Raw genomic sequence first — 8,333 nt, 5'->3', positions numbered from 1 at the left:
CAAGACACAACGTCGGCGCGCCGGCTTTCACTGTCCGGGCGCTTCCGGAAAGCTCAGCGAGCGGTAATGATCGAGCGTTTCGGCGGGCGCGCGCGTCCCGGCAGGAAGGGGGAGGCCATTGACCGATTGCCAGTAGGCGATGCTGGCATCGCGCCACCAGCGCGCCTCGCGCGCCTCGATCGACAGGTCGGCGCTGACGCTTTCGAACCTTTCCGCATCCACGAAGGATCGCAGGCCCGCCCATTCGGCCTGCATGGCGTCGACTTCGGCAACGCCGCGATCGTATCGCGCGACGAGTTCCTCCCACAGCGTCCGACCGGATGGCATCGGCGCGTCCCAGCTTACATGATGGAACCACAGCAGATAGGCCGGGTCGATCGTCTCGGCAGTCGCCCATTGCGACGCCACCTGGGGCGCATATTGCGCCAGCGCATCGCTACCGGTTGCCGTGCGGTCGTAGCCGATCCCGCTCTTGTCGGCGCGGTGGTAGTAGCACGGGTTCCAGTCCGGTCGTGCAAGGTCGCACACCCACGAACCCGGACCGTAGTGATGGCCGGTCGCCATCAGGTGCGCGAGACCGAGCGGGGTCATGTAATCCACCTTTGCCTCGCGCGAACGCATCATCAGCGGCACGACGCGGCTCAGGAATTGCTCCTCGCGCGAGAAGGTCTGCGCCGCCCACTCGCGCGCGATGTCCTCGCTCCGCAGCCGTGTGTTCCACGCCAGCCGGCCGAAGGCATACCAGTTCGCCTGGTCGAAATGCGTGCCGGTCCAGTTACGCGCGCTGCCGGTGTTGGCGACGCCCGCAATCCCCGCCGGAGCCACGATGTCGGCAACGCTTCCGCCCCGCCCCGTGTCCGCTTTCAGCACCTCGCGCCACATCGGGGCGAGATAGGCAATCCCCGTTGCCTGCCCGAGATATTCCCGCGTGATCTGCGCTTCCAGCACGAGCCTGGACGCAGGCATTGCGCCGAACAGCGGGTGAAACGGCTCACGCGGCTGGAAATCCAACGGGCCGTTCTTGACCTGGACGTAGACATTGTCCGCGAACTTCCCGTCGAGCGGGACGAATTCTTCATAGGCCTGCTTGGCGCGGTCAGCCTCGTTCTCGGCCGAATAGACGAAGGCGCGCCAGATGACGTTGCCCCTGCCCTCCAGCGCGGCGGCCAGCATGTTGGCACCATCGGCATGGGTGCGGCCATAGTCCTGCGGACCGGGCTGCCCCTCCGAATTGGCCTTCACCAGGAAACCGCCGAAATCGGGAATCGCGGCATAGATCTCGTCCGCCTTGGCCTGCCACCAACCACGCACCGCCGGATCGAGCGGGTCCGCGGTTTCGAGCCCGCCGATGTCCTGCGGCGCGCTGAAGCGGGCGGACAGGTAAGCCCGGACGCCATAAGGACGCCATGCGTCGGCCAGCCGCGCCAGCTTGGCGATGTAGCGCGGCTCCAGCATGAAGGCGCGGGCGTTCACGTTGTTCACCACCGCGCCGTTGATACCGACGCTGGCATTGGCGCGGGCGTAATCGATCATTCGCGGGTCGAGCCGTTCCGGCAAATGCCACCAGTCGAAGATCGAGCGGCCTGCATAGCCACGCTCGACGTGGCCATCCGGATTGTCCCAGTGGTTGATCATGCGCAGCGGCGTCGCGGGCCGTTCCTCCGCTGCGATATTGGCTAGATCGCGGCCTTGCGAGAGTTCACGCAGTAGGGCGAAGGCCCCGTAAAGGCATCCGCGCGGCCCCGTCGCCGAAATCACGACCTTGCGAAGCGCCGTCTCGTCGGCCTGATCGATAGAAAAGCCTTCGGCCTCAGGCTCCGTAGCCGCGCACGAAAGCACGATTTCATTGCGCGCAGCGGTATTCAGCGGGCGTGCGAGCAGGCTTTCGAGACCGCGCTGCAACTCCTCCTGGGCGATGCGCGCGCTTTCGTTTTCTCCAGCACCGTCTGCCAGCTTGATGGCGGGATCGAATGCCTCCAGTCTGGCCTTGGCGGCCCCTTCCAGAGGTGCATATCTAAGCCAGAGATCGTAGCCATCCTCGGCGCGCGCAAGCCCGCTCGCCGCTACGCAGGCAAAAAGCGCGACGAACAATAATGTAAGCCGGTTGACAGGCCCTCTCCCTCTTATCATGGTAGCGCTACCACATGAAAGCGACCAGTCAAGACTGGCGCTCGGGGAGAGGGAAAAGGTCATGTTTTCATTCACGCGTGCCGCGCTTGCCGTCGGCGTATGTCTTGCAGCCATTCAGGTGCCGATGGATGCGCGGGCTGCGACTCAGGAAACCGTTGCCGCACATTCGATGGCGGAGGCACCGTACTGGAACGCCTCCCTTCCCACCGAACAGCGCGTGGCCGACCTCGTCGCGCGGATGACGCTGGACGAGAAGATCGCACAGATCACCACGATCTGGGACAACAAGACGGAAATTCAGGGCGAGGATTTCGAATTCGATCCGGCCAAGGCGACCGCGGCGCGGCCCGCCGGTATCGGCATGATCGCCCGCCCGTCTGACTTGCAGGGACCGAGCAGCCCCCGCGTCAATCCGCCGCGCAGCATCGAACGCAGCATCGCCTATGTGAACGCGGTCCAGAAATGGGCGCGCGAGGAAACGCGCCTCGGTATCCCGGTGCTGTTCCACGAAGAATCCCTGCACGGTCTGGCGGCGCAGGATGCCACCAGCTTCCCGCAGTCCATCGGGCTTGCCTCTACCTGGAACCCCGATCTCGTTCGCGACGTCAACTCGCTGATTGCCAGCGAGGTACGGCCGCGCGGCGTCCACCTCGTGCTCTCTCCTGTGGTGGACGTCGCGCGTGACCCGCGCTGGGGCCGTATCGAAGAAACATTCGGCGAAGATCCGTTCCTTGTCGGCGAACTTGGCGTCGCCGCCGTCGAAGGTCTCCAGGGCGTCGGCAAGTCCCGCGTTCTTCCCGAAAACAAGGTTTTCGCCACGCTGAAGCACATGACCGGTCACGGTCAGCCCGAAAGCGGGACGAACGTCGGCCCCGCCTCCATCGGCGAACGTACGCTGCGCGAGATGTTCTTCCCGCCGTTCGAACAGGTGGTGAAACGGACTGCGATCGAAGCGGTCATGGCGAGCTACAACGAGATCGACGGCATTCCGTCGCACTCCAACCGCTGGCTTCTGGAAGACGTCCTGCGCGGCGAATGGTCCTTCCCCGGCGCTGTCGTGTCCGACTACTACGCGATCGAGGAAATGGTTACGCGCCACAAGATCGCCGCCGACAACGAAGCAGCTGCGAAGCTCGCGCTGAGCGCCGGGGTCGACATCGACCTGCCGGTGGGCGCCGGTTTCTCGACGCTCAAGGGCCCGGTCGAACGTGGCGAAGTGCCGATGGCAGCCATCGACGCAGCGGTTTCGCGCATCCTGACGCTGAAATTCAACGCCGGTCTGTTCGAAAACCCGTGGGGCGACGTCACCGAAGCTCGCAAGAGCGGACTTGCCAAGGGCGCAGCGCTCGCACGCAAGGCGGCGGAACAGTCGCTCGTCCTGCTCAAGAACGATGGCGTGCTCCCGCTCGCCATGCCGAGCGGCAAGGGCGAAAAGCCGACCATCGCGGTGATCGGCCCGAACGCCGATGTCGCGCGACTTGGCGGGTATTACGGCCTGCCGCGTCAAACCGTCTCCCCGCTCGAAGGCATTCGTGCGCTCGTCGGCGACAAGGCCGAAGTGGTGCATTCTGAAGGCGTCAAGATCACCGAGAATGACGACTGGTGGGAAGACGAGGTCGTTCTGGCCGATCCCGCTCAGAACCGTACGCGGATCGCCAGCGCAGTCGAAGCGGCGAAGGACGCCGACACGATCCTGCTCTTCATCGGCGACACCGAACAGACCAGCCGCGAAGGCTGGGCCGAGGCGCACCTCGGCGACCGCTCCGACCTCGACCTGGTGGGCGAACAGCTGGAACTGTTCCGCGCGATGAAGGCGCTGGGCAAGCCGGTGGTCGCGGTTCTCGTGAACGGCCGCCCGCCCAGCTATCCCGAGATTGCCGCCGAAGCCGACGCGATCCTCGAAACCTGGTACGCTGGCGAACAGCAGGGCGCAGCCATTGCGGACGCATTGTTCGGCAAGGTCAATCCGGGCGGCAAGCTGCCAGTCACCGTGGTCCGCAACGTCGGGCAGGTTCCGTTTTTCTACGACCACAAGCCGAGCGCACGGCGCGGCTACCTGTTCGACGATGCTTCGCCGCTCTATCCGTTCGGCCACGGTCTCAGCTACACCAGCTTCCAGTTCGGCGCGCCGGTCCTTTCCTCCACCACCGTCAAGGCGGGACAGGGCGTGACCGTGCGCGTGCCCGTTACCAACACTGGCAAGCGGGCAGGCGATGAAGTCGTGCAGGTCTACCTGCGCGACGAGGTCAGCTCCGTGACGCGTCCGGTCAAGGAACTCGCCGGGTTCCAGCGCGTGACGCTGAAGCCGGGTGAGAAGAAGATGGTCGAGATCACCGTCCAGCCGCGCTCCATGATGCTGTGGAACCGCGACATGGAACAGGTGATTGAACCCGGTACCTTCACCGTGATGACCGGACCGAGCTCGGCCGAAACGCAATCGGTCAGCTTCGAGGTCACCCAGTGAAGGCAACCAGACGCAATGCACTGAAGCTCCTGGGGGGCGGCAGCCTCTCCGCCCTCGCCTTCTGCGAAGCGCCCATGGCCTTCGCACAGGCGGCGCCGGTCTACAAACAGGCCGCCGCGCCGATCAAGGCACGCGTGGCAGACCTGCTGGCGCGTATGACGTTGGTCGAAAAGGTGCAGCAAATCCGCACCGCCTGGGCCGGCAAAGGCGATATGCTGGACGGGCTGGTGTTCGATCCGGCGAAGGCGAGTGCGGCATTCCCGCACGGCATCGGCCATGTCACTCGCCCGTCCGACAAGCGCGGCGTGCCCGGCGTCGGCGGGGCGGCAGGCGGGACGAAGGCCAACTGGCGCACTCCGCAGCAGACGGTCGAATTCATCAACGCGCTTCAGCGCTGGGCGATGAACGACACGCGTCTGGGCATCCCCGTGCTGCTGCACGAGGAATCGCTGCATGGATACATGGCGACGGATGCGACCATGTTCCCGCAGGCCATCGCGCTCGCAGGATCGTTCGACACCGACCTGATGCGCCGCGTGCAATCCGTGATCGCCCGCGAAGTGCGCGCTCGCGGCGTTCCCATGGTGCTCAGCCCCGTGGTGGACATCGTGCGCGATCCTCGCTGGGGCCGGATCGAGGAAACCTGGGGCGAAGACCCCTATCTCGTCGCGGAAATGGGCGTTGCGGCCGTCGAAGGCCTGCAAGGTCCGGGCAAGTTCGAGAAACTGGCCGACGGCAAGGTCTTCGCGACTCTCAAGCACATGACCGGCCATGGTCAGCCGGAAGCGGGCAACAACGTCGCCCCGGCCCAGACCGCAGAACGCGACCTGCGCGAAATGTATTTCCCGCCGTTCCGGGAAATCGTCCAGCGCACCTCGGTCGGCTCCGTCATGCCGAGCTATAACGAGATCGACGGCGTACCCAGCCACGCCAACGTCTGGCTTCTGGGCGAGGTGTTGCGCGGCGAATGGGGCTTCGACGGCATCATCGGGTCAGACTACGGCGGGGTGCACGAGATTGCGACGCTCCATCACGTCGCGAAGGACCTCGAAGATGCCGCACACCAGGCATTGCTCGCCGGTGTCGACAGCGAACTTCCCGAGGGCATGGCTTTCGCGACACTGGTGGAAGCGGTCGAAGCGGGCCGTATCCCTGCCGCCCTCGTCGACCTCGCCTGCGCGCGGATGCTCACGCTGAAATTCCGCGCTGGCCTGTTCGAAAACCCGTACGGCGACTGGCCGCTGGCCGAACGTATCACCGGCAATGCCGAAGCACGCGCGCTCGCGCTCGAGGCTGCGCGCAGGGGCCTGTGCCTGCTGACAAATCGCAACGACACCCTGCCGCTGAATGAAGCGCGCATGGGCCGCGTCGCGGTGATCGGACCCAATCACGCCATCGCGCGTCTGGGCGGTTATTCGAGCGTGCCGCAACATCTGACGAGCCTGATCGACGGCCTGCGCCAGGTCGCACCGAACGCTGACTTCGTGACCGCGCAGGGCGTCTTCATCACGGACAGCGAAGACCGGTCGAAGGACGAGATCGTCCTCGCCGACCGGGCCGAGAACCTGCGCCTGATCGAAGAGGCCGTGGCAGTGGCGAAGACGGCCGACACCATCGTCCTTGCGATCGGCGACACGGAACAGACCAGCCGCGAAGGCTTTGCCAAGAACCACCTCGGCGATCGCACCAGCATCGATATCGTCGGCGAACAAAACGAACTGGTCGACGCGCTCGCCGCGCTGGGCAAGCCGCTGATCGTCGCTGCCTACAACGGCCGTCCGCCCAGCTGGCTGAACGTGATCGAGAAGGCCGATGCCATTCTTGAATGCTGGTATCCGGGGCAGGAAGGCGGCACCGCCGTTGCCGAAGCGCTGCTGGGGAAGATCAATCCCGGCGCCAAGCTGCCAGTCAGCGTCGTCCGCAACGCAGGCCAGATCCCGCTGTTCTACAATCACAAGCCGACGGCGCGTCGCGGATACCTGTTCAGCGACGCGGCCCCGCTGTTTCCGTTCGGACACGGCCTTTCCTACACCAGCTTCGAGATTTCCGCGCCGAGCGCGTCGAAATCGCAATACCGTCTGGACGAACCGCTGGAGGTGACGGTCGACGTAACCAACACGGGAAGCCGGGCAGGCGACGAGGTGGTTCAGCTCTACATCACGCGAACCAATCTTTCGGTCACGCAGCCGGTGCTCGAGCTCAAGGGCTTCGAGCGTGTCACGCTGGCGCCGGGCGAGCGGCGGAGCGTGCGCTTCACCATCGAGCCGCGCCGCCTCGCGATCTGGAACCGGGCGATGAAGGAAGTCAACGAGCCCGGGCCCGTAACCCTTTCGGCTGGCAATTCGAGCGCAGCCCTGAAAACAGCACAAGTGGAGATCGTTTGATGATGAAACGGGGATTGCATTCCAGCAGGCGGGGCGTGCTGGCGGGCCTTGCATCCTTGCCGCTGGCTTCGTGCGCCACGTCCATGGTGGACAATGTCGCCGGGGCTGGAACCGTGACCGGCCGCTGGCCCACGCCTTCGCTAGACGCGCTGGCCCGAAGAGGCGGGCGCCGGTTCGGCTCGGCCGTGGCTTCGCATGGGAACTTCACCGACGGCGGTTCGATCGAGAACCCGCTCTACGCGGCGCTCGTGAAGGCGGAATGCGGCATCGTCGTGCCAGAGAACGAGATGAAGTGGCAGGCGACCCGCCCGGACGCGAACACGTACGACTTCGCGCGTCTCGACCGCATCGCAGCATGGGCCAAGGCCGAAGGGCTGGATCTGCGCGGGCACACGCTGCTGTGGCACCGCCCGCAGTGGTTCCCCGAGTGGCTCAACAACTATGACTTCGGCGCCAATCCAGCTTCGGAGGCCGAGCGGCTCGTGGTCGGGCACATCCGCACGGTCACCGATCGCTACCGCGGCCAGATCACCAGCTACGATGTCGTGAACGAAGCGATCGACCACGACACCAACGACCTGATGCAGACGAGCCTCAGCCGTGCCATGGGCAGTGCCGAGGCGGTGCTCGACCTGGCTTTCCACACGGCCCGTGAGCAGCTCCCGACGGGTCTGCTCGTCTACAATGATTACATGAGCTGGGAGCCGCAGCATCGCGAGCACTGCGCCGACGTTCTCCGACTGCTCGAAGGGTTCCGCAAGCGCGGCACCCCGGTGGATGCCCTCGGCATCCAGTCGCATATCGAGATGTTCGAAATTGACCCCGCGACCGGTGTGGGCCCCTACGCGGAAGCCGAATGGCGGCGTTTCCTCGACGAGGTGACCGGCATGGGGTACCGGCTGCTGATCACGGAATTTGATGTGAAGGACAAGGCACTGCCCGCGGACACCGCGCTGCGCGATGCCAAAGTCGCGGAGTTCACCCAGCGCTATTTCGACGTGATGCTCGACTACGACGATCATCTCGACGACATTCTCGCATGGGGCATGGTCGACAAGTTCAACTGGCTGCAAGGGTTCGAACCCTCGAAGCGGGCAGACGGGCTTGAAGTCCGCGGAACGCCCTATGACTCCGATTACCAGGTCAAGCCGCTGCGCAACGCGCTGGCAGAGGTTCTTGCCAACGCCTGAGTCGCACTACCAACCCTTACCGGTTTCCTCGCGAAATGCCGGCCAGCCCTGCTGGTCGGCATTTTTCGTGCGTCAGGCAATGGCGCACCGCAGGGGAACTGCGCCGCAAGTCGGGCAATGCCTCAGAGCCGCACAAACGAGAAGGGGCGCCGTGCCTGCCGGCAC

4 protein-coding genes are annotated in these 8,333 nt (G+C 65.0%); 3 read left to right on the top strand and 1 reads right to left on the bottom strand.

The genetic code is table 11. From position 1 onward, the window contains the following. Positions 1–27 precede the first annotated feature (27 nt). A complete protein-coding gene (locus ACXYN8_RS08355; protein WP_458888964.1) occupies positions 28–2,130 on the bottom strand; it encodes an alpha-glucuronidase family glycosyl hydrolase in 2,103 nt (700 codons plus the stop codon). A gap of 61 nt (positions 2,131–2,191) precedes the next feature. Between ACXYN8_RS08355 and ACXYN8_RS08350 the strand changes: the two genes are divergently transcribed. The 3 genes from ACXYN8_RS08350 to ACXYN8_RS08340 all read left to right on the top strand — a co-directional run bounded on the left by ACXYN8_RS08350 (position 2,192) and on the right by ACXYN8_RS08340 (position 8,168). Then, positions 2,192–4,594, top strand: coding sequence for a glycoside hydrolase family 3 N-terminal domain-containing protein (locus ACXYN8_RS08350; protein WP_458888963.1), 2,403 nt, complete (start codon positions 2,192–2,194; stop codon positions 4,592–4,594). Between the two features lie 74 nt (positions 4,595–4,668). Next, positions 4,669–6,978: a glycoside hydrolase family 3 N-terminal domain-containing protein gene (locus ACXYN8_RS08345; protein WP_458889587.1), complete on the top strand. Its 2,310-nt coding sequence runs from the start codon at positions 4,669–4,671 to the stop codon at positions 6,976–6,978. Further along, positions 6,978–8,168, top strand: a complete 1,191-nt coding sequence (locus ACXYN8_RS08340) for an endo-1,4-beta-xylanase (protein WP_458888962.1) — start codon at positions 6,978–6,980, stop codon at positions 8,166–8,168. Before ACXYN8_RS08345 ends, ACXYN8_RS08340 begins: the two co-directional genes overlap by 1 nt. Positions 8,169–8,333: the final 165 nt, after the last annotated feature.

It is taken from the genome of Altererythrobacter sp. CAU 1778 (genome assembly GCF_054482795.1).
This window is presented reverse-complemented; position numbering and strand designations above follow the sequence as displayed.

What these genes read in the sequence shown, in the direction of transcription:
- ACXYN8_RS08355 (WP_458888964.1), bottom strand. Translation starts at nt 2,130, where the DNA reads ATGATAAGAGGGAGAGGGCCTGTCAACCGGCTTACATTATTGTTCGTC.
- ACXYN8_RS08350 (WP_458888963.1), top strand. Translation starts at nt 2,192, where the DNA reads ATGTTTTCATTCACGCGTGCCGCGCTTGCCGTCGGCGTATGTCTTGCA.
- ACXYN8_RS08345 (WP_458889587.1), top strand. Translation starts at nt 4,669, where the DNA reads ATGGCCTTCGCACAGGCGGCGCCGGTCTACAAACAGGCCGCCGCGCCG.
- ACXYN8_RS08340 (WP_458888962.1), top strand. Translation starts at nt 6,978, where the DNA reads ATGATGAAACGGGGATTGCATTCCAGCAGGCGGGGCGTGCTGGCGGGC.